Source organism: Prauserella cavernicola, assembly GCF_016595675.1.
Classification (GTDB): Bacteria; Actinomycetota; Actinomycetes; order Mycobacteriales; family Pseudonocardiaceae; genus Prauserella_A; species Prauserella_A cavernicola.
The window spans coordinates 1-289 of the sequence record NZ_JAENJH010000072.1 but is presented as its reverse complement, the minus strand read 5'-3'; the positions used below and the strand labels follow the sequence as shown (position 1 = coordinate 289).

The 289-nt window shown below is 73.7% G+C and carries 1 protein-coding gene; it reads left to right on the top strand.

What is annotated here, in order from left to right:
- Positions 1 to 15: 15 nt before the first annotated feature.
- Positions 16 to 289 (top strand): hypothetical protein (locus JHE00_RS34745; RefSeq protein WP_230425532.1); only part of this gene is annotated, 274 nt, incomplete at its 3' end.

Genomic DNA, 289 nt, shown 5'->3' with positions numbered 1-289 from the left:
ATCGCGACGACTCTCGTGGGTGCCGCCAGCCTGGTCATCGCCGGCGGCGGCGCGGCGCTCGCCGGGGCGTCGGCGAACCCGGCGACCGGCCCGGCCACGGCCGTCGACCTCGGCGACCCGCTTGGTCTTGGCTACGGCCACGCCCAGCTGGTCAACGACCGTGGCCTGGTCGCCGGGTCGACCCAGAGCCAGGGCTACAGCGCGCTCGGGTGGGTCTGGCAGAACGGATCCGTCACACAGATCCCGGGCAGCGCACAGCCCAAGGCGATGAACAACGCGGGCGTCGTCG